The sequence below is a fragment of the Nocardia sp. NPDC050710 genome (genome assembly GCF_040654375.1).
In the GTDB taxonomy this organism is placed as follows: Bacteria; Actinomycetota; Actinomycetes; order Mycobacteriales; family Mycobacteriaceae; genus Nocardia.
In genome coordinates this window covers 89,998-111,733 of record NZ_JBFAHV010000006.1, presented here as the reverse complement: position 1 = coordinate 111,733, position 21,736 = coordinate 89,998, and the positions used below count along the sequence as shown (strand labels likewise).

Here is a 21,736-nt window from a genome sequence, read left to right as displayed (position 1 = left end):
GGCGGGAACCACGACGCCCGATGCTGCGTCTAGTTCGGTATGACCAGAAATACGCCTCGGGTCCCCGAGGTGCCACGCAACGGTGTTCACGTCGATGAGGAAAGCTCCGGCGGCTGGGGCGAATTCGCGGCTCGGTTGTGTGCGCACCCGGGCTGCGCCGGGCCCGCCGATGTGCTGTACGCGGTGCGGCACGGTCAGAGCACCACCAACGCCGGATTGCGCCCCGCGACCGTCGCCGAGGCCGACGATATGGCCATCGGCCTGACGGAATTGGGCCGACGACAGGCCACCGCCGTCGGCCGGTGGCTGGTCACGCTCGAGCCGGACGCGGCACCCGACCTGGTGCTGTGTTCGCCCTATCTGCGCGCCGTGCAGACCTGGCGGTTGGCCGCACGGGAACTCCGGGTGGCGGGACGGCCGCTGCCCTGCCACGACATCGACGTGCGCCTGTATGACCGATACCGCGGCGATTTCTCACATCTGCCCGCGACGGTGGTGCGGGAGCGCTTTCCGGAGGAGTACACGAAGGAGCAAGCCGATCCACTCGGCTATCGGCCGCCCGGCGGGGAGTCGTTTCGCGATGTCGCCCAACGGTTGCGCGGCGTGGTGGCGCGGATCGAGGGTGACCGCAGGCATCGGAGGGTGCTGATCGTGGCGCACGACGCGGTGGTGCTGTTCCTGCGTCAGCTTCTCGAAAAGCTCACCGACACCGAGATTCTCGCGATCACCGCGGCCGGACTGGTGGGCAATGCGTCGGTCACCCAGTGGGAGCGGGATGCGCGCGGCTATCGACTTCTCGCCTACGACGAGCGGGCGCACCTGCCGCGGTGATTCGCCGCGGGCATCCGTGCCGCCGCGGCACCGCACGCTAGTGAGCGCCGACCAAGTGGCCGATGAGTTCGCCCATCGTACGGTCGCTGGGCGCAAAGGGTTGGTGGCAGACGCGATCCGATATTCCGCCGACGCGATGCCGGATCTCGGCGGCGACCTCGGCGGATGTGCCGCGGGCCGCGATGGTCGACAGCATTTCGTCGTCGATCAGCCCGGCCATCTCGCGCCAGCGCCCCTGTTTCGACAGTGCGTTCAACTCCGGTTGCAGCTCACCCCATCCGTGGAGTTCGAGCACCGGGCGATAGGCTGGCGTGGAACCGGTCGACGCCGAATCGTTTTCGATCTGCGGCCGGATCTGGGTGCCTAGACCCAGGGCGAAGCGTCCGGAACTCAGCAGCTGTAGATCATTCGCCTGGTGTGCGAGATGAATCGGATTGCGCGGGAACGCGTTCCAATTCGGGCAAGATAGCATGCTCGCCGACAAGATCCGACGGAAACTCACAGCGATCAAACAGCGTGAGCGGGCACGATTGTCGACGTGCGCGTATTGGTGGTCGAGGACGAACAACTGCTGGCCGATGCGATCGCGGGCGGGCTGCGCAGGCATGCGATGGCGGTCGACGTGGTCTATGACGGTGGCGCGGCGCTGGAACGCGCTACCGTCAACGAGTACGACGTGATCGTGCTCGACCGCGACCTGCCGACCCTCCCCGGTGACACGGTGTGCAGCACATTGACGGCCTCCGGCAGCGACTCCCGGATCCTGATGCTCACGGCGGCGACCGCGGTCAGCGAGCGGGTCGCCGGACTGGGGCTCGGTGCCGACGACTATCTGACCAAACCGTTCGCCTTCGCCGAATTGGTCGCCCGCATCCAGGCGCTCGGACGACGGGCCCGGCCCGCACCGCCCCCGGTACTCGAGCGCGCCGGCATCCGCCTCGACCCGCACCGCTGCACCGTCACCCGCGACGGCGTCCCTATCTCACTGTCGCGCAAGGAGTTCGCCGTACTCGAGGAGTTGCTGCGGGCCGCGGGCGGCGTGGTCTCGGCCGAGCATCTGCTGGAGAAGGCATGGGACGAGAACACCGATCCGTTCACCGGCGTGGTGCGGTACACGATCATGATGCTGCGCCGGAAACTGGGCGATCCGCCGGTCGTGGAGACCGAGGCGGGCGTGGGGTACTGCATCCGATGAGGCGGCGGCAGTCGACGATCCGGCTCCGGCTCACCCTGCTGTATGCCGGGGCGTTCTTCCTCGCCGGTGCGGTGCTGATCGGGTTGATGTATTTCTATCTGAACCAGTCGCTGGAGCGGCGTTCCGGTATCGGGGCGCAACGCATGGTCCGGGAGTTCCTTGCCCAGTCGGGTGCACGCGATCGCCAGGACCTGTACGACGTCGTGGCTGCCCAGGCCGAGCGGAATCGGCGCGAGACCCTGGAGGCAATGCTCGTATGGTCGCTGGCCTCGCTGGGGGCGGTCGGCATCGCCGCGGGAGGACTCGGCTGGGCGCTGGCCGGGCGGGCACTGTCGCCCTTGCAGCGGATCACCGCGACGGCCCGCCGGGTCGCGGATCGCAGCCTGCACGAACGGATCGACCTGCACGGGCCGGACGACGAAATCAAGGATCTGGCAGATACTTTCGACGCGATGCTGGAGCGGTTGGATCGCGCCTTCGACGGTCAGCGCCGGTTCGTCGCCAATGCCTCGCACGAGTTGCGCACCCCGTTGACGATCAACCGGACGCTCATCGAAGTCGCACTGGACGACCCCGATGCGCCCGAGTCGACGCGCCGGCTCGGCGCCACCCTGCTCGAGGTCAACCACCGGCACGAACGCCTCATCGACGGACTGCTCGTGCTGGCGGGTAGCGAGCAGCGCCTGTCCACGAATGTCCGGGTCGATCTCGCGGATGCCGCCCGGCACGCCATCGCCGTCGCGGGTGCCGCGAGCGAGCCCGCCGGGATCGAGATCCGCGCCGATATCGGTGCCGCGGCGGTCTCCGGTGATGCGCTGCTGCTGGAACGCCTCGCCCAGAACCTGCTCGACAATGCCGTGCGCTACAACCATCCCGGGCGGGGCTGGATCGCGGTGCGGGTGGACACCGTGGACGGGACCGCCAGGCTCACGGTCGAGAACACCGGACCGGCGGTCCCGCCCTTCGAGGTCGACGGACTCTTCGAACCGTTCCGCAGGCTGGCCGCCGCGGAACGGATCGTCGACCGTCCCGGCAGCGGCCGCGGCGCGGGGCTCGGCCTATCGATCGTCCGCTCGGTGGCACACGCCCATCACGGCACGGTGCGGGCGACGGCGCGGGCCGAGGGCGGGCTCACCGTGACCGTCGTCATGCCCGTCGCCCGCGGCGACGCCCGCCGATCCGGTCAGTAGTTGTGGCAGGTATTCGCGACCGCCGCCAACTTCTCGAATTTCGCCCGCGCCTCGGGCGAATTCCGTTTCTCCTCGATCTTGTCCCGTGCCCCCGGGCGTTCGTCCAATCGCTGCTCGAGGCGCTGCTTACGCTGTTCGACCGGCAGCGCCAGGAACTCCTGTAGCTTCGCCTTGCGCTCCGGGTTGGCATCCAGGCGCGCCGCGAACTCGGGCGCCTCGGCATGCAGCGCCGCATCGACCTGGGCGAACGTGCAAGTGGTCTCGATCAATCCGGGGCCAGAGCCCGGCTGCGCCGACGCGGTACCAGGACCGAGCAGGGCCGCGGCGGCCGCCAGAGCGCCGAGCGCGATGGCCGCGCGGGTGATTCCGATTCGAATCCGTGCCATATCGAGTGGCCTTTCGGTGGGAGGTTCGGGTCCTTCGATGACCCGGACCCAGTCCACCAGCCGGGGCGTTTGCCCGGCGCTAGGAAAGGTCCGAACAGCACTGTCGGCGCCCGGGGTACCGGACGCCGACAGTGCGGCCGAGCTCAGAGCTTTTCGGGGTTCCAGGTCGATACCGCCCAGATCACCACGATGCTGAGCGCGATGATCAGGACCGACCACCACGGGTAGTAGGGCAGCGAGAGGAAGTTCGCCACGATCGCCAGTGCCGCGATGACGATGGCCGCGACCTTGCCCCAGGTGGTGCCGGTCATCAGGCCCAGGGCACAGACGATCAGGACCGCGCCGAGGACGATGTGGATCCAGCCCCAGGTGGTGGTGTCGAACTGGTAGATGTACTCCGGTCCGACGATGAACAGCTCATCTTCGGCGACCGCCGAAATGCCCTCGAGGATCTGCAAGATGCCGACCGTCAGGAGCAGGACCGCGGCACCGATGGCGGTGCCCGCGGCGATACCCTGACGGACCGGGTGTTCGGTGGACGGTGGCTGAGTCATGTTCTTATCCCTTCCGCGACGAAGAACCTGGGTTCAATCACAGCCGCAGGGGACCACTGATTTCCTCACCCGCTACGGGTGATCAATGGTCTGTTCGGGTGGCGGCGCGGCGTCCGGATCCCGCACCTTCTCGCTGATCAAGATATTCATCCAGCGGGTGGCCGGGTCGATATCCAGTAGCAGCGCCTTGACCAGCAGTGTCAGCGGAACGGCCAGGAGGGCGCCGAGTGCCCCGATCACCCAGGCCCAGATCACCAGCGACAGGAACGTCACGGTGACATTCAGTCCGACCGCGTCACCGACGAATTTGGGCTGGATAATCGACTGGATCACGAAGTTGATCACGCTGTAGAGCACGATCACCCAGGCCATCAGGGCGGGTCCGCCCTCCAACAGGGCCAGCAGCGCGGGCGGAATCAGCCCGATGACGAAGCCGATATTCGGGATGTAGTTGGTGATGAACGACAGCAGCGCCCACAGCACCGGCAACGGCACCCCGAGCAGCCACAGCGCGGCGCCGTCGATGACCGCGACGATCAGGCCGAAGACCGTGGAGATCACCAGGTACTTGCGCGTACCTGTGGCGAAGGTGTTCAACGCGAACGCGATATCCGGCCGTGCTCGCCCGACGATATCCAGCTTCCGGCCGATCGTCATGCCGTCGAAGGCCATGAACAGCAGCAACGCCAGCACGAAGAACAGGTTGGAGAAGACACCGAGCAGCCCGCCCAGCGCGTTCTCCAGCGCGTCAACCAGCTTGCCCATATCGAGCCCGCTCAGCATGTTGTGGATCTGCTCGGTGTTCACCCCGGCACCGGCCAGGGCATCGCGCAGACCGTTGAGCAGGTCATCGAGCCGGTCGGCGTACTGAGGCAGTTCGGAGGCGAGCTGCGCGACCGAAACCACCAAGAGGCCGATCATGCCGACTACGATCACCAGCACCCCGACGCAGGCGCCCGCCATGCCGACCCAGGCGGGCCAGCCGCGCCGCTGCGCCCAGTTCTGGATCGGCTGCACGGCGATGGTCAGCATCAGCGCCAGGAATACCGGCCCGAGCAGCCCGGCCGCACCCTTCATACCCGCGATCGCGACCACGCCGCCCGCCGCGGCGAGCAGCACGATCAGACCTCGAGGAATCGCCCACGGGGTCGGCGCGGGCGTCGGTGACGACCCGGTGGGTGCCGACGGCGGTGTGCGCGATCGCATCGGCCCTCTTCTCTGATCGGCCAGCGTGCCAGGCCATGGACATGCCTTCGTTTCGACGGTAAAGCGCGAACAGGGTGCTGACCTCACCCGATTCGGATGAGTAGCTAACTGTTTGCCTTCCGCAAATGAGGCCGTTCGGTCGGTATGCTCAACTGGCCGGGACGGCCGGCAGGTGGTGAGGCAGCACGGTCCAGGAGGCTAGGGTGGGCTCTTCACGGCGACTCCAACTGGCGCGCAGCTCTGCGATTCCCGCTGGTGATGCCGTGGAACCGAATGAGATACCCGCACCGTTGTTCACACCACTCGTCCTGCGAGACATCAACACCCGCATTGGCCAAGCCGCGGCACCGGATGCCGGACGTACCGTTCTGATGTGTTCGCCTGCGGGTAGCGGAAAAACAGTAGTCGCGGCCGACTGGTTGCGGCGGCACCTGCGCACGCATCCGGAGACCCGGGTCTGCTGGCTCACCGTCACCGAAACGCTGGATAACGCGGCGCGGCTGTGGGCGGCGGTGCGCGCGGGCCTCGGCCTGCCGGTCGAACGGGACGGGAACTTCACCGACCCGATGGGCGCCGCCATCGATCTGGTCCGCGAACTGGCGAATCTGCCGACGGTGCTCGTACTCGACGACGCCCACCTGCTCACCGACCCACTCGCACTGGCGGGCCTGGAGCACTACCTGAAACACGCTCCCGCACCGGCGATGACGATCGTGACCGGACGCTACGAGCCTCCACTGCGCTGGCATGCCCTCGATATGGCGGGTCGTCTGATCCGGCTCGGCGCCCCGGAATTGGCCTTCGACGCCGAACATATCGCGGCGGTCTTCGTCGAACACGGGTGCCCGCTCGACGATGCGGAAGTGACCTCGATCCAGCAGTTGACCCGTGGCTGGGCGGCATTGGTGCGCATCGCCGCGATCTATACGGCCATGCACGGCCCGGACCGGAGCGCGGCGCTGGCCATGCTGGCGCACGCGCCACATCCGATCTCCGACTTCCTGGTCGGCGAGCTGATCGAGGCGCTCGACGCCGGGGTGCGCGAATTCCTGCTCTGCACCTGCGTTCCCGATTGCTTCACCGACGCGCTGGCCGAGGAATTGGCGGGCGCGACGGCGCCCAGGATGCTGGACGACCTGGCACGGATCAACTTTCCGGTCCAGCACACGATGCGCGCGGACCGGCACTGGTACTCCTACCACCCGATGCTGCGCGCCTACCTACTGGCCGAACTGCAACGCGCCGCACCGCAACGCATTCCGGAATTGCACCGGAGATCCGGCCGCTGGCATCTGGCCGCAGGCACGCCGCTGGCCGCGCTCTCGCATCTGCTCGCCGAGCCGGGACAGCCCCAATTGCCCGCGTTCGTCAGGGAATACGGGCTGCGCATCGTGCTCGACGGCGCCGGGCCGATCTTGTTCCATAAGCTGGATACCGCGACCGACCGACTGCTCGACGATCCTTTCGTCTTACTGCTGCGGGTCATCGACGCGGTCGAGCGCGGCGACAACGCGGGCGCCACGGCCTATCTCGACCAGGTCAACGCCCGCGACCCCGCCGACTCCGCGATCGTCACCGGCGCCTGGTCGACGGCCGCGCGGCTGGCCGCCACCGCGGCCGTGATGGTCGCGACCGGAACCGGCGCCGACTCGGCCGAAGGCGATGAGCGTGCGCCGCTGACGGTTTCGGGCGAACCGCCGACCACCGGGCAGGCCGACCTGGACTGCTACCTCGCCATCCAACTCGGCACCACCCGCATCCTCACCGGCGCCACCGCCCCGGGCGAGCAGATGCTGCACCGGGCGCTGGCACTGGCCGAACACACCGGCCACCATCGGATGCAACTGCGCGCGGTCACCTGTCTGGCGGCCACGTCGGCGCAGGCCGGGCCGGTGCCGACCATGCGGGAGCGCGCCGCGCGTGCCGTCGACATCGCCACCGAACACGGCCTCACACATCTGCCGGACCACTTGCACGCGGTGGCACTCGGTGCGCTGGCCGCGCACCTACAAGGCGAGGACATCGCGGAGCACGACCTCACCGTCCTGTCCCGGGCCCGGTACGGGCACGACGGGTCCACCGAGCCGGTCGCGGGCAGGCCCGCCCACATCATCGGATTGCTGCTGACCTTCGACGCGGTCGCCGACAAGCACGACGCCGCAATGACTTTGCATGCCGAGACGCATCGGATGCTCGCCGAGACACCGCATCCGCCCGCGGCGGGCAGGCTGCTGATCCCGGTGGTCTCGGTCCTGCTGCGATTGCACGAACGCGATGCCGCACAACAACTCGCCGACACCGGGTTCCGCACCCTGGGCGGCACCCCGGATACTGTACTCGCGCTGGCCGCGGTCACGGAGGCGACGAATAAACCGCTGGACACGCTGGACCTGCTCGCGCCGCTGCTCGACGGGTCGGTGGAACTGCCCGCCTACTCCGCCGTGACCGCGTGGCTGCTGTACGCCTGCGCGTGCCACCGGCTGGACCGGCCGGTGAAGGCGTACCGGGGGTTCGCCGAAGCGGTGCGCCGAGCGGCCCCTGATCGGCTGGTGCGCCCGTTCTTCGAGGTCCCCGGTGTGCTGGCGACGCTGCACGAACACGCCGGGCGCTTCGGTCCCGACAACAGATTCGTCGAGACCGTCCGCGGGCATTCGGCGGCCCGGCCGCAGGCGATGAACCCGGCGCTCACCGACGCCGAGCTGACCGTGCTCAAACAACTTCCCAGTGGTCGCACCGCACTACAGATCGCCCAGGATCTGGGCGTCTCCATCAATACCGTGAAGACGCATCTGCGGGCGATCTACGCCAAGCTCGGCAGCAACTCGCGTGCCGACGCGATGCTGCGGGCACGCCGTATCGGACTGCTCTGACCTGGACCGATCGCGTAAGCGGGCGATCTCATCCGCGTCGGGTGAGGACGATGCACGCGGCACGGAGCAGGCTCGACTCCGGGACCGAATCCAGTCCCGGCACATGGCGATCGCCCGAAGGGAGTGCGCATGCCGGATCCGGTTCGATATCAGTTCATTATCGACGGCAAGCTCTCCGAACGGGCACTCGCCGCATTCCCCGAGCTGACCGCATCGGATCGCGCGCCGGGCGAGGTGACCACCCTCTACGGCCCCGTCGCGGACGCCGTCGCGCTGCGCGGCATCATGGCCCGCATCGACTCCCTCGGATTGACGCTGCTCGAGATGCGTCAGATGCCGGACTGAGACCGGTCAGCGCGTAGTTGCCGACGGCCGGATCCAGCAGCGAGCGCTCGTCCAGCTTGCCGTCCGGGCGCGGGACCACCGCGGCGTAGCCGTTCTTGTCCAGGTGACGCAGCACGGTGCAGACCAGGCGCGAGGTGAGATCGGCGCGCACCGCCAGGAGGCGTCGGTGTAGCCCATGCAGACGCCGCGCCTCAGTCCGCCTTTTCCACCTTGCGGACGGCGGCGATGAAGAGCTGCCGGAAGGTGGGTTCGTCGACGGCGTCGCGCAGGGCGCTGACCCGGACGGCGACGGTGGCGCCGCGCAGGGTGGCCATGCCCATGTAGGAGGTGGAGGTGAGGGGTTTGCCGGAGCCGACGGTGGAGATGGTCGTGGAGCGATAGACGATGGCGTCGACGGACTTCAATTCGGCCGGGGCGGTGAGGTTTTCGACCTTGGAAACGGTCGTGATCTGCCTGCCCTCGATCGACGAGGTGACGGTGACCTCACCGCACTTCCGGTTGCCGTCGGTGATCTGCGCCAGATTGCCGGCGCGACCGGAGACGAATTCCACGTACATGACGCCGGACTTCTCGTCGGTGGCGCCCGCGACCGCGGACTGACCGAGCAGATCCTTGGTGGCGGTGCTGAGATCCTGCTGGGTTCCGGCGCACTCCTCGGGGCTGAGGGTCGCGGACTGCTGGATACCGGCGAGATCGGCGGTCGCGCCCTCCAGCCGGTCCTTCGGTAGATCGACCTTCTTGCTGTTCGGCGGGAATTCCTCCGGGGTCAGCAGCAACTGATCCCGCGGCGTACTCGGGGCCGCGGTACTCACCCCGCCCGACGATTCCTCATTCGAGCCGCACCCGGCGAGCAGCAGCGCACCGGCCGCGATCGCCACCACACTGTGTGCGCCGATCCCGCGCAGATTGATCATGCCGGTCAGCATGCCAGCTCGCATCGCAGACCTCGAATCCACTATCGGCAGAACGCTATCGCCGCATCCCCGAACCCCGCGATCCCGATGACATCACGCCGGATAATCGAAGAATAGACAAGACCGACCCGTAGGTATGTGCGTAAAATCCCTGGTCCGGGAGGTCGATTAGTGCGTTTTGTCGTTTTGGGCGAGGTTCGCGGGTGGCGCGGGGAGACGCCGCTCGATCTCGGACCACCACAGCGTCGTGCCGTCTTGACAGCACTGCTGCTGCGCGCCGGAAAATCGGTGCCCGCCGCGGAATTGGTCGAGGGCATCTGGGGCGAGGACCCCGTGCCGCGCGCCGTCGCCGCATTGCGCACACACGCCGCCCAGCTACGCCGGGTACTGGAACCGCAGCGCGTCGCACGCGGACCGTCCACCGTACTGGTCTCGGTCGGCGACGGGTACCGGCTGCGGATTCCGCCGGAGTCGACGGATATCGCGCGGGTGGCGCGGCTGGTCGAGACGGCCGAGCGATATCGCGCCGAGGATCCCGCCGTGGCTCGCGAGGCGCTGATCACCGCACTGGGCCACTGGCGCGGCCCCGCGCTGAGCGGACTGCCCGGCCCCTATGCCGAGCGGCAACGGACCCGGCTGGAGCAGTGGCGGCTGGCGATCCTGGAGGACCGACTCGCCCTCGATATCGAATTGGGCCGCGGCACCGACGCGGTCGCCGAATTGGGCCCGCTGATCGCCGACTATCCGATGCGCGAACGATTTCGCTCGCTGCTGATGACGGCGCTCTATACAGCGGACGACAGGCCGAGGCCCTCGATGTCTTCACCCGCGCCCGGCGGGATCTCATCGACGCCATCGGCATCGAACCGGGCCCGGAGCTGACCGCCGCGCACGAGCGCATCCTGCGCGCCGATATGCCGCCACCACGATGGGCAGACGGCACCGGCGGGCGGTACGCGGCTCCGAACCTGCCCGACACCCCGGCACCACCTGAATCGGTACCGGCTCGCACGTGGCCGGCGGCGCTCATCCCCGCTCAATTACCGCCCGATATCGCCGATTTCACCGGCCGGGAGCGAATAGTCGACGCGCTCGCGGCCCAATTGACCGGAGACGGACGCACGGTAGTGATCTCGGCGGTCGGCGGATTGGGCGGGATCGGTAAGACCACGCTCGCCCTGCACGTCGCACATCTGGTGCGCGAACACTTTCCGGACGGGCAGTTGTATGTCGACCTGCACGGCGTCGACCAGGCGCCGACCTCACCGCGCGACGCACTCGGCGGCTTACTCCGGTCGCTGTCGATCCCGGAGGGCGCAATCGCGACCACCGTCGACGAGCGTGCCGCCCAACTGCGAACTCGCCTGTCCGGCAAGCGGAAACTCGGCGCGGATGCGGTAAGGGTGACCCAGCACAACGGGATTCGGCTCCGCGAAGGCCGGGCGCATACCCCGGCGGCCACCCTGTTCGACGCCAACCGGTAGGACGACGCCGAAAACTACCGGACGGCAATATTTATCGGGCGTTTATCGGGCGCCGATCACGATCTGTCACTGTATGCGGTCGGTGCGAATGCCGACCGATGGAACGGGAGGCCATCGGGGCGGGCATGCCGATCGACTTGGGTGCGAGGGGTACCCAGGTCGTATCGCCGTGTTCCGGTGCCGGTCGCCCGGTTCGACGTTGTCATGGAGGTGGCGCGCATCGCGGCGACCGGCCTGCTTCGAGTCGCCGCGTGGTAGGTCCGGCGGTGGTCGAGCATCCCGGTACGGACACGGTTGCGGCGGCCGGAATCACCTCTAGGAACTCCGGTACGCGCGTCATAGACTTCTCCCCCGGATAGAGAGCCGGAAGGGGTCGCATGGATACGGTCAGAGAGGTCGCCGAGGAGGGTAAGCGACTGATCGATCGGGCATGGCTCGGCGAGTTGACCCGGGATGAGGCAGTACATCGGTTCGTCCAGGTCGGCGACGGCATGGTGTGCCGAGTGACGGCGGGCGAGATCATCGACGACGGGGTGCGCTGGCTGGACAGCAATGCCACCCGACTACGAATTCTCGCCTGGTGCGCCCTGATCGAAATACCGCTCTTCGGCGGCTTTGCCGTGCTCGCTTTCCTCTTCGGCGACTACCTGACCTGCGCGCTCTCGACGGGCCTGCTGATGATCCTGCAATTGATCCACCGCAAGGTGATGCCGCATCCGATACCGGTGCGGCTGCCCCGCCGGGTTCGGCACTGAGCCGGGTCACGCTCGATAGCAACGGTTTTCGGTATCGTCGGAAGCGTGCCCGGCCTGCGACGAGCTGGTTTGCTGTGCGGTGTGGCGATCGCCCTGATCGCCTTGCTCGGGCTGGCGGGTCGGCCGGTATACGTGCACCCGCAGACCGATCCCCTGCGCCGCGCGGACGCGATCGTGGTCCTGGGCGGCACCGCCTACGAACGCTTCGACGTCGGTCTCGATCTGGCGCGCCGAGGGTACGCACCGCAACTACTGATCTCGCGGTCCACCGGACTCGATGACACCGTCATGGACAAATACTGCGCCGGGCAGTTCGATTTCACCGTCAGCTGTTTCCTCCCCGATCCCTGGACCACCGACGGTGAGGCACGCGAGATCGGCCGCAGGGCAAGGATATTCGGATGGCAGCACATCATCGTGGTGACCTACACACCGCATGTGTCGCGGGCACGCTACATCGTGTCGAAATGTTTCGACGGCGAGTTGACGATGGTGGCCAGCCCCAGCGAGTCCGGGCTCGGATTCTGGACCTGGATGTATATCCGGCAGTCGGCCGGGTACGCGCGGGCGTTCCTGAGCCGAGGTTGTTGAACAGCACATGAAAACCGCGCCGACCTCATAGAGTGAACGAGACGCGTGAGCCCGGGGATGGTGGGTTCGGCGCCGGGGTGGTTGGGCGCAGGGAGGACCGCTTGATGCGTATCGATGATTTGCGTGCGGTAACCGATGACGAACTGACCGCTGATCTCTGCATAGTCGGATCCGGGCCGGCCGGGCTGACCATCGCCGCCGAACTGGCCCATGCACCGCTGCGGGTGCTGGTATTGGAGAGCGGCGGCCTCGAAATGTCCGATGAGGTCAACGCTTTGAACGATATCGACAGCGTGGGCGCGCGCCGTGCCCAGTCGGATCGGGTCGCGGGCGATCGAATCCTCGGCGGCAATTCGCATACCTGGAGCGGGCGCTGCGGGCTACTCGACGATCTCGATTTCAGCAGCAGACCATGGGTTTCCGACTCGGGCTGGCCGATCGGTGCGACGGATCTGGAGCCGTACCTGGAGCGCGCCGCCTGCCACATCGGCATCGGCGTCGGCAGTGGTTTCACCGACGACTCCTTCTGGGGGCTCGCTGGTCGTCCTCGACCACGGGATTCCTTGAACCAGAACAGCTTCCGCCCGTACTTCTGGCAGATCAGCCGGGACCCGGCAGATCCGTTCGATTGCAAACGCTTCGGCGCGCACGTGAAAGATCTTGTGGCACCGAGTGTCCGGGTGCTCGTCAATGCCACGGTGACCCATATCGACACCGATCCGGACGGCGCCCGCGTGGAGTCGTTGCGGGTCGTGGGCGCCGATCTGCGCCCACGATCGGTGCGCGCCGCGCGGGTGGTGCTGGCGGCAGGCGGCATCTGCACGCCGCGGCTGCTACTGGCTTCGCGCCGGGTGCGGCCCGAGGGCGTCGGCAACCGGCACGACATGGTCGGGCGATATCTGATGGACCACCGCTGCGGCGCGGTCGGCGAATTGGCGCCCGCGCGGGCGGGTGAGGCACTGGAGCGATTCGGCAAGTACGTCGTGAAGACGCAGCAGGGCAAGCACACCTTTCTGCACGGCGTCGCGCTCGCCCCCGCCGTGCAGCGGGCCGAAGGTCTGCTGAACTGCGCGCTGTGGCTGCAAGAGGTGCCCGCCGAGGACGATCCGTGGGAGTCGGTGAAACAGCTGCTGCGCGGACGCGGCGACCGGCACGACGCGAAGGTGGCGCTGGCCAACTCCGGACTGCTGCTCGACGGTGCGCGGCGCAGACTCATCCGCCATACCGGACTTCCGCACAAGTTGGACCGAATCGAGTTGCGCTGCATGGTCGAACAGGCACCGAGCCCGCACAGCCGGGTCACCCTGACCGACCGCACCGACCGCCACGGCGTGCCACTGGCCAGGATCGACTGGCGGGTGCACGCGCAGGAGGACGCCACCGTCCGCCGCGCGGCCGCACTCGCGGTAGCGGAGTTCGCGCGGCTCGGATACCCGGCGCCCACGCTGTACGACTGGGCCGTGGCGGATAGCGCTCTGACACCGCGGCTCACCGACTGGGCCCATCCGACCGGCACCACCCGCATGTCGGCGGATCCGCGCGCGGGTGTCGTCGACCCCGACTGCCGGGTGCACGGGATGGAGAACCTGTATATCGCGGGCAGTTCCGTCTTTCCCACCACCGGCCATGCCAACCCGACCCTGACCATCGTCGCCCTCGCGGTCCGTCTCGCCGACGCCCTTCGCGTCCCGACGAGCTGAGCACCGGTTCCGGCCGCGCCACGATAGCGGCGGGTCAGCGGGGGCGGCTAGGGTGCGGCTCATGACCAGTGTGGCCCCCACCGGTAGGCATCCCCACGAGCCGCATGCCGAGGGGCTGGCGTCCCGGCTGAACTGGCTGCGGGCCGGCGTACTCGGCGCGAACGACGGCATCGTCTCCACGGCGGGTCTGGTCGTCGGTGTCGCGGCGGCGACCACCAGCACCGACGCCCTCTTCACCGCGGGTATCGCGGGCTTGACCGCGGGCGCGATCTCGATGGCGGTCGGCGAGTACGTCTCGGTCAGCACACAGCGTGATTCGGAACGGGCACTACTGGCCAAGGAGCGCACGGAATTGCGCGAGGAGCCGGAGTCCGAACTCGCCGAGCTGGCCGGGATCTACCAGGCCAAGGGCCTCTCGGCGGAGACGGCGCGCACGGTGGCCGAAGAACTCACCGCCCACGATGCCTTCACCGCGCACGCCGAGGCCGAGCTGGGGCTGAACCCGCATGAGCTCACCAATCCGTGGCAGGCCGCGTTCTCCTCGGCGGTGGCCTTCACCCTGGGCGCGCTGCTGCCACTGATCGCGATCCTGGTGCCGCCGGTCACCGCCCGCATCCCGGTGACCTTCGCCGCGGTGCTGATCGCGCTCGCCGCCACCGGATCGGTCAGTGCCGGCCTCGGCGGCAGCAACCGCGCACGGGCGGTGATACGGGTGGTACTCGGCGGCGCCCTGGCCATGGGGGTGACCTACGGCATCGGGCAACTCGCGGATGTCGCCGGGATCTGAGACCTCCTCGAGGTCGTTTCACCGCGCTATCGTGCTCCCCGCGAATCTGCGTGTCGCCGGGTAAGGGGCGTAGAGTACGAGTCCTCGACGAGTCCCGATGGCGTGGCTCCATTCGCCGCGGTACTCGACTGAGGAGGACCGACATGCCTTTCCATGATCGCTGCGATGCCGGCCGCCGACTGATCGAGCGGCTGAGCGGATTTCGCGGTTCCGATGTAGTGGTGCTCGGGGTGGCGCGCGGCGGTGTTCCGGTCGCGTACGAGGTTGCCGCCGCACTGCGCGCACGACTCGATGTCACCGTGGTGCGCAAACTCGCCGTCCCGTTCCAGCCCCGGCTGGCATTCGGCGCTATCGGCGAGAACGGGATTCGGGTCATCGACGACGAAATCGTCGTGCGCGCCTTTGTTTCCGCGACCGAGCAGCGGCGGGTGGAAGCGGAAGCCCGAGAAGAGCTGTCCCGCAGCGCATTGCGCTATCGCGCCACACACGCTCCGATCCCCCTGGCCGGCACCACCGCAATCATCGTCGACGACGGTGTCGCGAGCGGTGCCACCGCGCAGGCGGCCTGTGCGACCGCCCGCGCGCAAGGCGCGAGCCGGGTGGTGCTGGCCGTACCTGTCGGTTCGCCGCGCGCGATCCGGGTGCTGGCCAAGCATGTCGACAATGTCGTCTGCCTGGAAACCCCGGGGCTGTTCCACTCGATCGCCCAGTGGTATCAGCAATTCGGCGATGTCACCGATCCCGAAATCAACCGCCTGCTGAACCGCGCTGCCGACGGATTTCGCGCGGCGCCCGACCTCGCCACACCCCCGGTCGGATAAGACCGGCGGCGCCGACCCGTAGAGTGCGGCGCCGCCGGATTGCCGTGGACGGTCAGCCGTCGAGGGCGTTATGTTGTGCCTCAGTAATAGTGTCGGCGGCCACCGACCGGACGCCCGACCGAACCGGCGATCATCAGCGCGGCGCCGATAATCAGGACGATAATACCGACGGTGACGAGCAACCCGATTCCGGTCAACCAGCCGACCACCAGCAGTACTAATCCGAGAATAATCATGATCTCAATCCTTTCCGACGATCGGAGGGCGATCGTCATTTCGCGGCGGGTGTTTCCGTCTTGGTACGGCTCGACGTCCGCGCCTCCGGCGCGCCGGACCGCTGCCGGTCGGGCAGGAACCGATTCAGGCTCCAGACCGGCTTCTGCCCGGTCGTCGGCGCCGGTATCGATTGCTTCGGCTGGGCAGGCTGTGGTGGCGGCGCATCGCGGCGGGCCGCGGCCGCGTCCCGACGGGACTGCCGCAGTTCGCGGCGGGCCGCCGCACCGCGCCGCGAGGACCGCCAGACGCCGATCAGCAGCATGCTCAACCCGAGCATGCCGATGGCGCCGACCGCCATCCCGTAGAGGAACAATTCGCCGGCCGAAGCCGTGAAGTGATAGTCGAAGACCCCGAAATCGCTGGTCGAAGTGCGTACCTCGCCGGTATTGGCCGCGACTCCGGCAACACCGACGATTACCGCCGCGAGCAGGACCAGGAGTCCGATGATAATGATCATGACAATCCCGTTGCGCTGAAGTTGTATGACAAATTCGCTATTCCCAGCGCTCCGGATGCCAAACTCTCGATTCCAAAATTGGACCGGACCGGATTCGGCGGTTCGCCGAGTAACCGACACTGTTGTTTCGAACGAGGCGATCCGAATAAGTCCGCGCCGAATGACCGTCCAGTCCGCACCCGGTTCGGCGACCACTTCGACACCGAACGAACCGACCGGTACGTCGGAGTCGTTCGCGATCGCGGACTCGCAACGGGCCGCGCGGCGACCGTCGCGGATGCGGAGTAGTTTGGTGCGCACCGATCGCGCTGAGACGTATTGCCGGACAAGATGAATGGGGGACCAGGGTGCGGGAGATCTTCGATGCCGGGTTCGCGGCGAACCCATGGCCGGTGCTGGACCGGCTACGCCGGGACGGCGGTGTGCATCGAGTCCGGACCCCGGACGGTCCACCGGCTTGGCTGCTGACCCGCTACGCGGATGTGCGCTCCGGTCTACTGGACGATCGGCTATCCACCGATATGCGTCTGGCGGGTTCACGCGACTACCGGGGGTTCGCGGTGCCGCCGCCGCTGGACACATTGCTTGTCGCCGAGCCACCGGATCACGCGCGACTGCGCAGGCTCGTCACCGGCGAACTATCGCCACGGCAGCTCGCCGAGTGGACCCGGCACGCCCCCGATCTGATCGAATCCCTGTCCAAGGACTTGGATTCCGATGCCACCGTCGATCTGGTCGAACGCTTCGCGATCCCACTGCCCGCCGCCGTACTGGGCGAATTACTCGGTCTGGCCGACCCGGAATGCGAGGCGCTGCACGGCTGGGCGAGTTCCACCCTGCTATCGAGTTCCACCCCGCTACGCAGCGTCACGCCGCCCCGCGCGCGGGACACCCTCGCCACGATGCGCACGATCATCACCGCGGCGATCGAGCGCGCGCGGACCGCACCGGCCGACACCATGCTCGGCCGACTCGTCGCCGCGCACGACGACGCCGCACTCACCGCCGACGAGCTCCACGGACTGCTGTTCTACCTGCTGTTCGTCTGGTACGAGGTGCTCGTCGACCTGATCGCCGGCTCGATCCTGACCCTGCTCACCCGTCCGGACCAGTTGCGGGTGCTGCGCACCGGCAGGAACAAACCACCGATGGTCGACGAATTGCTGCGCTACCTCTCCCCGCAGGTGCTGGCCGGACCGCGCTTCGCCACCGTCGATATGCACTACGGCGACTACGTCATCCGGGCCGGGGATACCGTGCTGCTGTGCCTGGCCGGGGCGAACCGCGACCCCGAATTCATCGACAGCCCCAATAAACTGGATCTCACCCGGCGGCGCAATCCGCAACTGGCCCTCGGTCACGGCCTGCACGCCTGCCTGGGCGCGGCACTGGTGCGCACCATTACCGCCGCCACCCTCGACCATGTGTTCACCCGCTGGCCCGCGACGACATTGGCGATCTCCGAGGGAGATATCCGCTGGCGCTCCGGATTCCGCCACCGCGGTCCGCTCACGCTGCCGGTGCACCTCGCGTGATCGGCCGATCCGGTCGGCCCCGCGTCCGGGTCACCAACGGCGCGGCAGGCCCAGCGAGTCCGCGCGCTCGGCGCCGCGAGGCCGGATCGGCACCGGCTGCCACCAGGTGAGGCAGCGCCATACCCATTCGAGCGGACCGTGGCCGAACCAGCGCAGCCACACCGAGCTGATGATCACCTGCACCACCATGATCGACGCCGCGAGGAGCAAGAGCAGCTCGTAGTTCGTCGAGCCTGCGAGCCCGAGGCGCGGGTCGGCGGCGAGTATCAGCCCGGTGGCGCCGACATAGTTGGTCAACGCCATGCGGCCCATCGGCTGCAGCACCTCGGACAACACTTCGCCGAAAGCGGTGCGCAGCACCAACAATAGACCGGTCAGATAGGCGAGCGCGCCGAGCAGACCGGCGAGCGCCGGGGCCGAGCTGGCCAAGAGGTCCAGGTACGGGACGTGATACTCCCACCATGCCGCGACCACCGCGGCCGGTGCCGCGAGCAGGAAGACCACGGCGAGCTGCCAGGTACGTTCGCGCAGGGTTTCGGCGATGCCGAAGCGATCGGCGGCCATTCCGAGCAGGAACAGACCCGGCACCAGACCGAGTCCGCCACCGAGTGTCAGCGCGACGCCGACGGTGCCCGCCAATCCCAGGGTCAATAGGATCCACCGCGACAGCTCGGCCGCGGGCAGCAGGATCACCAGTCCGACAACGGCGTAGGGCAGCAATGCCTCGCCCGGCTGGAACTGGTGGTGAACGAGACCGAGGACACCGAGCGCGATCAATCTGCGGGCCAGTACCAGTCGCGGGCGGTCGGTGTGTTCGGCGGCGCTGTCGAGGAACAGCGAGAAGCCGAGCCCGAACAGGAACGAGAAAATCGGGAAGAAGCGGCCCTCGAAGAGCACCGAGAGCATGTGCCGGGTCGAGTCCATGACGCCGGGCGACACCGTCGCGGACATGCCGGTGATCTGCCAGATATCGACGACCAGGATGCCGCACAGCGCGAACCCGCGGACCGCGTCCAGTTCGGGAATGCGCGGGCGTGCGGGGATATCTGGCTGCATCCGTCCACGCTATCGACGACCGGCGCGGTGTGGCCGTAGCTCGGCCGAGATGTCGTCCACGCGCCACATGACGAATCCGCAGGTGGCGGCGGCCTCGGCGAGAGTTCGCCCACACATACTTAACGCATTAACTATTCGCACGCTAACCTAGGCGACGACCCCAGGGAGGAATGATGGAAACCGAGATCGACGATCCACTACGCCTGGATCGGCAGGTGTGCTTCGCGCTGGCGGTGGCCAACCGCGCGGTGCTGGCTGTCTATCGGCCGCTGTTGGAACCACTCGGCCTGACCCACCCGCAATACCTGGTCATGCTCGCGCTGTGGGGTGAAGCGCCGATGTCGGTGAAGGCCATCGCAGAGGCCATCCAGCTCGACTCCCCGACGCTGTCACCATTGCTCAAGCGATTGGAGTCGGCGGGTTTGATCACCCGCGAGCGCGACCACCGCGACGAACGCAACCTCGTGGTGAACCTGACCCCGGCGGGCACCGAACTGCGCAAGCAGGCCGAGCAGATCCCGCCCGCGGTGGTGCGGCGACTCGGGGTGACATTGGCCGATCTGGAAGAGCTGCGCGAGGCACTCACCCGCGTCAACGATGCCGCCCGCCATTCGGTTCGCACCGAAGATCCTTCCGAGGCAACAGGAGCCGGCGCATGACCCGAGAACGCCGCCGCCCCGGCCCGATCCAGTGGATCGGCTACGCCTTCGGCCGCCGCCTGCCCGACTCCATGCTCGACTGGGTCCGCGGCGATCTCACCGGAAAGTACGCGAACACCCGCCACGTCGTGCGCGGCCTTGTGCCGTTCACCCCGCTCTTCGCGGCCTTCCTGCTCTTCCCCGGCGAACTCTGGCTACGCGGTTCGATGGTCCTGCTCGCCCTGCTACTCGCCCTCTTCTACACCGTCGCCTTCATGCCCATGAACCGCGCGCACCGATTGGCCAAGCACGGGCTGCCCGCCGATCTGGAGAATCCGGAGCGGAGCAGGCAGCGCGCGGTCGAGCGCGCCCGGTACGCGGCACAGCACCCGCACTGAGCGGCCCGGTTCGCCGAGATCCTCGGCGCAGCCTCGGACGACGCCGCTCGGCCTAGGTGACGCTCAGTTCGAGACGATGGTGGCGGCGTACGAAAATACTCGGTACCCACTGGGCGGCATCGGGATTCGGCGCCAGCCCGAACGAACCGGTGCGGGCGAGCAGGGTCTCCGGCGCGACCCGGGCCTCCAGGCGGGCCAATGCCGCCCCGACGCAGAAGTGGACGCCCTTACCGAAAGCGAGGTGGCCGCGCTGAACCTGGCGGTCCAAGGAGAGGCGGTCGGCATCTGGGAAAACAGCCGGGTCGCGGTTGGCGGAGCCCCAGAGCAACAGCAGATGACTGCCCGCGGGGAGCGCGACACCGCCCAGTGAGGTGTCCGCGACGACGTGGCGGTGGTGGGCACGGAAGGGCGACTCCACCCGCAGGACCTCCTCCAAGAAGGCGGGCAGGAGCTCCGGGTCGGCGCGAAGCTGTTGCTGGAGAACGGGATCGGCGGCGAGCAGCCGGACGGCATTGCCGATGAGGCCCGCGGTGGATTCGCCGCCCGCGCCGACCAATTGCACCAGCATGAGGACCGCCACGTCGGTGTCGAGATCGCCTGCGGCGCAGGCCTTCGCGAGATCGCCGAGCAGATCCGCACGCGGCGCCGCGACCGCGTCGGTGAACCTGTGGTGCAGGTATCCGGCGAGTTCGGTGGCGGCGGTGACGACCGCCCCGAGCCGGTCGGTGGTGACCACGCCGCCGAGCAGTTCCGTGGAGGCGTACCCCCATTCGACGAGCTGCGGCACATCCGCGTCCGGCAGGCCGATCAGTCCGGCCACCATCGTCATCGGCAGCCGGTCCGCCATGGCCGACATCCATTCGATACCGCCGTCGCGGAAACCGGCCTCCCACAACCGGTTCACATTCGCGATCATGGTCGGCTCCAGTGCCCGGATGCGTTTCGCGACCAGTGCCGGCAACACCAGCTTGCGGTGCGCCATATGGGTGGGATCGTCGGCGGTAGCCAGCACGTGCACCGCCTGTCCCCCGCCATCCATATCGAAGACGGCGGCCGTGCCATCGGGCTGACGCACCAGCACACCGGTGAGGTGGGAGGAGAAATCGGTGGGCCGGGTGGTCGCCTCCAGCACCAGGTCCCAGCGGCTCACCAGGTAGAAATCGGTGGCCGCGACCCGATGTACGGAGTCCACCGTGCCGGGACAGCCGGATTGGCTCGCGGGCGGCGAGCGTCACGCCCTCGCGGTCGAACGCATTCACGCCGCAGCCGCCGATCTCATCGCGCGCAAGGGTATGGCCGGTCTGAGCATCGACCAGGTCGCCGGCGCCGCCGGATGCCGCGCGCCACCGTCTATCGCTATGTCGGAGGGAAATCGCAGCTGCGCGAGGCGGTGCTGGCGGGCGCCACCGCCCGGGTCGCCGATTCCATCCGGAGCACGATCGCCGCACTCACCGGGCCCGAGCGGGTCGCGGGTGCGATCCTCGCCGCCGTGCGGGCGGTCCGTGCCGATCCGGTCGCGATGGCCTATCTGACCGCCACCTCGCCGCGGGAGGTCGACAGGTTCCTGGCGAGCAATCCGCGCCTCGCCGACGCGGCGACCACCCTCACCGGTACCGACGGCGAACCGGTCGCCGGCCAGTGGATCGTCCGGGTGGTCTTGTCATTGTTGTTCTGGCCCGCAGCCGATGCCGCCACGGAGCGTGCGCTGGTCGAGCGATTCGTCGTTCCCGTCTTCGCCACCACATAG

At 68.0% G+C, this 21,736-nt stretch carries 22 protein-coding genes and 3 pseudogenes; 16 read left to right on the top strand and 9 right to left on the bottom strand.

The features are described from left to right. Window positions 1-69 precede the first annotated feature (69 nt). Complete coding sequence (locus AB0H61_RS14125; protein ID WP_357303476.1) at window positions 70-831, top strand: histidine phosphatase family protein; 762 nt, start codon at window positions 70-72, stop codon at window positions 829-831. Window positions 832-868: 37 nt separating this feature from the next. On the opposite strand, the pseudogene AB0H61_RS14120 reads toward AB0H61_RS14125, so the two are convergent. Next, window positions 869-1,279: pseudogene (locus AB0H61_RS14120) on the bottom strand (LLM class flavin-dependent oxidoreductase); the annotation flags it as partial. A gap of 90 nt (window positions 1,280-1,369) precedes the next feature. Here AB0H61_RS14120 and AB0H61_RS14115 point away from each other — a divergent pair. Together AB0H61_RS14115 and AB0H61_RS14110 are read left to right on the top strand one after the other, a co-directional pair. Next, window positions 1,370-2,026: a response regulator transcription factor gene (locus tag AB0H61_RS14115; protein ID WP_357303474.1), complete on the top strand. Its 657-nt coding sequence runs from the start codon at window positions 1,370-1,372 to the stop codon at window positions 2,024-2,026. Beyond that, a complete protein-coding gene (locus tag AB0H61_RS14110) occupies window positions 2,023-3,216 on the top strand; it encodes an ATP-binding protein (RefSeq protein ID WP_357303472.1) in 1,194 nt (397 codons plus the stop codon). Before AB0H61_RS14115 ends, AB0H61_RS14110 begins: the two co-directional genes overlap by 4 nt. On the opposite strand, the gene AB0H61_RS14105 is transcribed toward AB0H61_RS14110, so the two are convergent. The 3 genes from AB0H61_RS14105 to AB0H61_RS14095 all read right to left on the bottom strand — a co-directional run bounded on the left by AB0H61_RS14105 (window position 3,210) and on the right by AB0H61_RS14095 (window position 5,362). Next, the gene (locus AB0H61_RS14105) at window positions 3,210-3,602 is read right to left on the bottom strand and encodes a hemophore-related protein (RefSeq protein WP_357303469.1); all 393 of its coding nucleotides are present in this window, start codon (window positions 3,600-3,602) and stop codon (window positions 3,210-3,212) included. The genes AB0H61_RS14110 and AB0H61_RS14105 overlap by 7 nt on opposite strands. A 143-nt stretch (window positions 3,603-3,745) precedes the next feature. After that, window positions 3,746-4,156 (bottom strand): hypothetical protein, encoded by a 411-nt coding sequence (locus AB0H61_RS14100; protein WP_357303467.1) that lies wholly within the window; start codon window positions 4,154-4,156, stop codon window positions 3,746-3,748. A 72-nt stretch (window positions 4,157-4,228) separates the two neighbouring features. Further along, window positions 4,229-5,362, bottom strand: coding sequence for an AI-2E family transporter (locus tag AB0H61_RS14095; protein ID WP_357303464.1), 1,134 nt, complete (start codon window positions 5,360-5,362; stop codon window positions 4,229-4,231). 263 nt (window positions 5,363-5,625) lie between these two features. Here AB0H61_RS14095 and AB0H61_RS14090 point away from each other — a divergent pair, with 263 nt between their 5' ends. Continuing rightward, a complete protein-coding gene (locus AB0H61_RS14090) occupies window positions 5,626-8,232 on the top strand; it encodes a LuxR C-terminal-related transcriptional regulator (protein ID WP_357303461.1) in 2,607 nt (868 codons plus the stop codon). Window positions 8,233-8,361: 129 nt separating this feature from the next. Beyond that, on the top strand, window positions 8,362-8,577 hold the full coding sequence (locus AB0H61_RS14085; protein WP_357303458.1) for a hypothetical protein: 216 nt from the start codon (window positions 8,362-8,364) through the stop codon (window positions 8,575-8,577). A gap of 191 nt (window positions 8,578-8,768) precedes the next feature. On the opposite strand, the gene AB0H61_RS14080 is transcribed toward AB0H61_RS14085, so the two are convergent. Next, the gene (locus AB0H61_RS14080; RefSeq protein WP_357303456.1) at window positions 8,769-9,515 is read right to left on the bottom strand and encodes a hypothetical protein; all 747 of its coding nucleotides are present in this window, start codon (window positions 9,513-9,515) and stop codon (window positions 8,769-8,771) included. 114 nt (window positions 9,516-9,629) lie between these two features. Here AB0H61_RS14080 and AB0H61_RS14075 point away from each other — a divergent pair. From AB0H61_RS14075 to AB0H61_RS14045, 7 genes and pseudogenes are all read left to right on the top strand, one after another. Further along, window positions 9,630-10,336: pseudogene (locus AB0H61_RS14075) on the top strand (BTAD domain-containing putative transcriptional regulator); the annotation flags it as partial. Window positions 10,337-10,405: 69 nt separating this feature from the next. After that, entirely contained in the window at window positions 10,406-10,975 is a 570-nt protein-coding gene (locus AB0H61_RS14070; RefSeq protein WP_357303951.1) for a hypothetical protein, read from the top strand. A gap of 377 nt (window positions 10,976-11,352) precedes the next feature. Continuing rightward, entirely contained in the window at window positions 11,353-11,730 is a 378-nt protein-coding gene (locus AB0H61_RS14065; protein WP_357303454.1) for a hypothetical protein, read from the top strand. Between the two features lie 69 nt (window positions 11,731-11,799). Further along, complete coding sequence (locus AB0H61_RS14060) at window positions 11,800-12,321, top strand: YdcF family protein (protein WP_357303927.1); 522 nt, start codon at window positions 11,800-11,802, stop codon at window positions 12,319-12,321. A 104-nt stretch (window positions 12,322-12,425) separates the two neighbouring features. Then, on the top strand, window positions 12,426-14,021 hold the full coding sequence (locus AB0H61_RS14055) for a GMC family oxidoreductase (protein ID WP_357303451.1): 1,596 nt from the start codon (window positions 12,426-12,428) through the stop codon (window positions 14,019-14,021). Between the two features lie 61 nt (window positions 14,022-14,082). Continuing rightward, window positions 14,083-14,808 carry a VIT family protein gene (locus AB0H61_RS14050; protein ID WP_357303447.1) on the top strand — a complete coding sequence of 242 codons (726 nt, stop codon included), beginning with the start codon at window positions 14,083-14,085 and terminating at the stop codon, window positions 14,806-14,808. Between the two features lie 143 nt (window positions 14,809-14,951). Beyond that, window positions 14,952-15,629 (top strand): phosphoribosyltransferase family protein, encoded by a 678-nt coding sequence (locus AB0H61_RS14045; protein ID WP_357303445.1) that lies wholly within the window; start codon window positions 14,952-14,954, stop codon window positions 15,627-15,629. Window positions 15,630-15,709: 80 nt separating this feature from the next. On the opposite strand, the gene AB0H61_RS14040 is transcribed toward AB0H61_RS14045, so the two are convergent. Then, on the bottom strand, window positions 15,710-15,865 hold the full coding sequence (locus AB0H61_RS14040; protein WP_357303924.1) for a DUF6131 family protein: 156 nt from the start codon (window positions 15,863-15,865) through the stop codon (window positions 15,710-15,712). A 35-nt stretch (window positions 15,866-15,900) separates the two neighbouring features. After that, window positions 15,901-16,362 carry a hypothetical protein gene (locus tag AB0H61_RS14035; RefSeq protein WP_357303442.1) on the bottom strand — a complete coding sequence of 154 codons (462 nt, stop codon included), beginning with the start codon at window positions 16,360-16,362 and terminating at the stop codon, window positions 15,901-15,903. A 347-nt stretch (window positions 16,363-16,709) separates the two neighbouring features. Between AB0H61_RS14035 and AB0H61_RS14030 the strand changes: the two genes are divergently transcribed. Then, window positions 16,710-17,897, top strand: a complete 1,188-nt coding sequence (locus AB0H61_RS14030) for a cytochrome P450 (RefSeq protein ID WP_357303440.1) — start codon at window positions 16,710-16,712, stop codon at window positions 17,895-17,897. A gap of 30 nt (window positions 17,898-17,927) precedes the next feature. Here the strand turns inward: AB0H61_RS14030 and AB0H61_RS14025 are convergent, their stop codons facing one another. Then, window positions 17,928-18,953: a DUF418 domain-containing protein gene (locus AB0H61_RS14025; RefSeq protein WP_357303437.1), complete on the bottom strand. Its 1,026-nt coding sequence runs from the start codon at window positions 18,951-18,953 to the stop codon at window positions 17,928-17,930. A gap of 170 nt (window positions 18,954-19,123) precedes the next feature. On the opposite strand from AB0H61_RS14025, the gene AB0H61_RS14020 reads away from it, so the two are divergent. Both AB0H61_RS14020 and AB0H61_RS14015 read left to right on the top strand, forming a co-directional pair. After that, window positions 19,124-19,612 (top strand): MarR family transcriptional regulator, encoded by a 489-nt coding sequence (locus AB0H61_RS14020; RefSeq protein WP_357303434.1) that lies wholly within the window; start codon window positions 19,124-19,126, stop codon window positions 19,610-19,612. Then, window positions 19,609-19,989, top strand: coding sequence for a DUF5313 family protein (locus tag AB0H61_RS14015; RefSeq protein ID WP_357303432.1), 381 nt, complete (start codon window positions 19,609-19,611; stop codon window positions 19,987-19,989). The genes AB0H61_RS14020 and AB0H61_RS14015 overlap by 4 nt, the downstream gene beginning before the upstream one ends. Before the next feature lie 52 nt (window positions 19,990-20,041). On the opposite strand, the pseudogene AB0H61_RS14010 reads toward AB0H61_RS14015, so the two are convergent. Then, window positions 20,042-21,154: pseudogene (locus tag AB0H61_RS14010) on the bottom strand (cytochrome P450); the annotation flags it as partial. 168 nt (window positions 21,155-21,322) lie between these two features. Between AB0H61_RS14010 and AB0H61_RS14005 the strand changes: the two are divergent. Continuing rightward, window positions 21,323-21,736: a TetR/AcrR family transcriptional regulator gene (locus tag AB0H61_RS14005; protein ID WP_357303429.1), complete on the top strand. Its 414-nt coding sequence runs from the start codon at window positions 21,323-21,325 to the stop codon at window positions 21,734-21,736.

What these genes read in the sequence shown, in the direction of transcription:
- AB0H61_RS14025 (WP_357303437.1), bottom strand. Translation starts at nt 18,953, where the DNA reads ATGCAGCCAGATATCCCCGCACGCCCGCGCATTCCCGAACTGGACGCG.
- AB0H61_RS14020 (WP_357303434.1), top strand. Translation starts at nt 19,124, where the DNA reads ATGATGGAAACCGAGATCGACGATCCACTACGCCTGGATCGGCAGGTG.
- AB0H61_RS14055 (WP_357303451.1), top strand. Translation starts at nt 12,426, where the DNA reads ATGCGTATCGATGATTTGCGTGCGGTAACCGATGACGAACTGACCGCT.
- AB0H61_RS14040 (WP_357303924.1), bottom strand. Translation starts at nt 15,865, where the DNA reads ATGATTATTCTCGGATTAGTACTGCTGGTGGTCGGCTGGTTGACCGGA.
- AB0H61_RS14080 (WP_357303456.1), bottom strand. Translation starts at nt 9,515, where the DNA reads ATGCGAGCTGGCATGCTGACCGGCATGATCAATCTGCGCGGGATCGGC.
- AB0H61_RS14110 (WP_357303472.1), top strand. Translation starts at nt 2,023, where the DNA reads ATGAGGCGGCGGCAGTCGACGATCCGGCTCCGGCTCACCCTGCTGTAT.
- AB0H61_RS14005 (WP_357303429.1), top strand. Translation starts at nt 21,323, where the DNA reads ATGCCGCGCGCCACCGTCTATCGCTATGTCGGAGGGAAATCGCAGCTG.
- AB0H61_RS14095 (WP_357303464.1), bottom strand. Translation starts at nt 5,362, where the DNA reads ATGCGATCGCGCACACCGCCGTCGGCACCCACCGGGTCGTCACCGACG.
- AB0H61_RS14070 (WP_357303951.1), top strand. Translation starts at nt 10,406, where the DNA reads ATGCCGCCACCACGATGGGCAGACGGCACCGGCGGGCGGTACGCGGCT.
- AB0H61_RS14105 (WP_357303469.1), bottom strand. Translation starts at nt 3,602, where the DNA reads ATGGCACGGATTCGAATCGGAATCACCCGCGCGGCCATCGCGCTCGGC.
- AB0H61_RS14045 (WP_357303445.1), top strand. Translation starts at nt 14,952, where the DNA reads ATGCCTTTCCATGATCGCTGCGATGCCGGCCGCCGACTGATCGAGCGG.
- AB0H61_RS14050 (WP_357303447.1), top strand. Translation starts at nt 14,083, where the DNA reads ATGACCAGTGTGGCCCCCACCGGTAGGCATCCCCACGAGCCGCATGCC.
- AB0H61_RS14085 (WP_357303458.1), top strand. Translation starts at nt 8,362, where the DNA reads ATGCCGGATCCGGTTCGATATCAGTTCATTATCGACGGCAAGCTCTCC.
- AB0H61_RS14015 (WP_357303432.1), top strand. Translation starts at nt 19,609, where the DNA reads ATGACCCGAGAACGCCGCCGCCCCGGCCCGATCCAGTGGATCGGCTAC.
- AB0H61_RS14065 (WP_357303454.1), top strand. Translation starts at nt 11,353, where the DNA reads ATGGATACGGTCAGAGAGGTCGCCGAGGAGGGTAAGCGACTGATCGAT.
- AB0H61_RS14100 (WP_357303467.1), bottom strand. Translation starts at nt 4,156, where the DNA reads ATGACTCAGCCACCGTCCACCGAACACCCGGTCCGTCAGGGTATCGCC.
- AB0H61_RS14035 (WP_357303442.1), bottom strand. Translation starts at nt 16,362, where the DNA reads ATGATCATTATCATCGGACTCCTGGTCCTGCTCGCGGCGGTAATCGTC.